Annotated in this window: 1 protein-coding gene and 1 pseudogene; both read left to right on the top strand. The window is 67.2% G+C overall.

Annotated elements, in window-relative coordinates; genetic code table 11:
• Positions 1-626: 626 nt before the first annotated feature.
• Complete coding sequence (gene ltrA / locus NGB36_RS32945; protein ID WP_255924334.1) at positions 627-2,057, top strand: group II intron reverse transcriptase/maturase; 1,431 nt, start codon at positions 627-629, stop codon at positions 2,055-2,057.
• Positions 2,058-2,188: 131 nt separating this feature from the next.
• A pseudogene (locus tag NGB36_RS32950) lies at positions 2,189-2,395 on the top strand (transposase); the annotation flags it as partial.

The following is a 2,395-nucleotide window of genomic DNA, read 5'->3' on the forward strand; positions in this document are numbered from 1 at the left end:
GGATCGACTGGAAGTACGCCCTGGTGCGCCACGAGGCGCCGCTATTCCGGGCGGGGGTGGAAGGACCCCGCCGCTGGCCTGTCGCAGCAGGCCGGTGAAGCTGAGGGCAGCCTGATCGCGGAGACGCGCGGGAGGGCGGTAAGCAGCCCTGACAACGACGGGACGTATCGGTACTGCCAGACGGTGCGGGCCCGGCAAGCGAGTTGAGAAGCCGTACGAGAGGAACCAGCGTCTGAAGCCCCGTAACACTTCCACCGGCTCGAATCTGGCGGATCTGGGCCGGGTGCAGTGCGCGCGACCGCATAAGGCAGGTGGTTGCGACTCCGTGGCCGGTGAAGTGTGCCGGTGCGGAGGCCATGGTGAAGGTCTGCGGCGTAGGCATGGCGATGCTGCCGGGGTACAGCTGGGCGGCTCACTCGACAACCGGATAGCGGTGAACGTGGGAAGCGGTCCGATGCCGCCCAAGGCCCGGCTGCCAGCCGGGCGGAGGGCAGGCCCGTCGTCGGCTGACGGCACCGGATCGTGACGGAGTCCTCGTAGTAGTCCGAGCGCGCGAAAGGCGCGTACATGGAGAAGGGGGACAGCAAGTCGGCAGTGGAATGACTGGAAGACCAGGAGGGTCGTTGGTGAACACCGACGAGCTGGAGTACGCCCTGATGAGGGCGGAATGCCGGGTACTGGAGATCCAGACGAAGCTGCACCGTTGGGCCCGCGAGGATCCTCATCGCAGGTTCGATGACCTGTTCAACCTCGTTGCCGATCCCGCGTTCCTGTTGGTCGCGTGGGTCCGGGTGCGGGGCAACAAGGGAGCCCGCACGGCCGGAGTGGACGGCGAGACCGCCTACTACGTGGAGACCGTGCGGGGCGTTGAGGTCTTCCTCGGCGGGCTGCGGGCCTCAATCAAGGACCGCAGTTTCTGCCCACTCCCGGTCCGGGAACGGATGATCCCCAAGACGGGCGGCAAGTTCCGTCGGCTGGGGATCGCGACCGTGACCGACCGGGTGGTGCAGGCGTCCCTGAAACTGGTGCTGGAGCCGATCTTCGAGGCGGACTTCCTCCCGTGCTCCTACGGGTTCCGCCCGAACCACCGGGCCCACGACGCGGTGGCCGAGGTCCGCCATCTCACCTCCCACTCCTACGAATGGATCGTGGAGGGCGACATCAAAGCCTGCTTCGACGAGATCTCACACACGGCCCTGATGGACCGGGTGCGCGCTCGTGTCGGGGACAAACGCGTCCTGACCCTGGTGAAGGCGTTCTTGAAATCCGGGATCCTCGGCGAGGACCGGGCACTTCGGGAGACCAGCGCCGGAACCCCGCAAGGATCGATCCTCTCCCCGTTGCTCAGCAACGTGGCCCTCTCCGTCTTGGACAAGCACATCGCCCAAGGGCTGGGAGGACCGGCGAGCACCTTCAACGACCGGCGCAAGCGCCGTCGTTGCGGACTGCCGAACTACCGGCTGGTTCGCTACGCCGACGACTGGTGCCTGGTCGTGTCGGGCACCAGGGCCGACGCGGAGGCGCTCAAGGAAGAGGCAGCCGGGGTCCTTTCCACGATGGGCCTGCGCCTGTCACCGGAGAAAACCCTGATCACCCACATCGACGAGGGTCTCGACTTCCTCGGCTGGCACATCCAGCGCCACCGCAAGCGAGGCACCAACGAGCACTACGTCTACACCTACCCGTCCCGCAAGGCCCTCGCGGCCGTGATGGCCAAGGTCAAGACGCAGTGCCGCAGAACAGGCACCGACCTGCCGTTCGACACCCTGCTCATCCAGCTCAACCGGATGCTGCGGGGCTGGTGCGCCTACTTCCGGCCGGGAGTGTCCAGCGCCACCTTCCAGTACCTGAGCTCGTATGTCTGGGGCCGGGTGATCTGGTGGCTACGGCGCAAACACCCCCGGATGAACTGGAAGGACCTGCGCCGCCGTTTCTGCGGCGGAGGCTGGTGGCCGGCCAGCGAGGAGCGAGAACTGTTCAGCCCGGCGAAGGTGCGTACAACGCGCTACCGCTACCGCGGATCAGTCATCCCCTCACCATGGCCGATCGCGGGATGAGACGAACACCCACGGGAACCAAGGGATTTGTGGAGCGCCCGTTGCGCTGAGAGGCGCACGGCGGGTGCGGGAAGCGGTCCGGAGAAACGGCCCGGCCGGAAGGTCGGGACCGCGCTCCGGGCCGACTTCACGGCCTGGAGCTGACCGACCTGGGTTTCGACTACTCAGTGCTCAGCGAGTTCCGTGCCCGGCTGGTCGAGGCGGATGCCGGGCAGCAGATCTTCGATCAGGTCCTGGAGGCCGCCCGGCAGGCCGGGATGCTCAAGGCGCCGGGCCGGGCCCGCACCGACTCCACCCACGTACTGGCCGCGATCCGGTCTCTGAACCGGCTGGAGTTC

The sequence above is a fragment of the Streptomyces humicola genome (assembly GCF_024436035.1).
GTDB classification, from domain to species: Bacteria; Actinomycetota; Actinomycetes; order Streptomycetales; family Streptomycetaceae; genus Streptantibioticus_B; species Streptantibioticus_B humicola.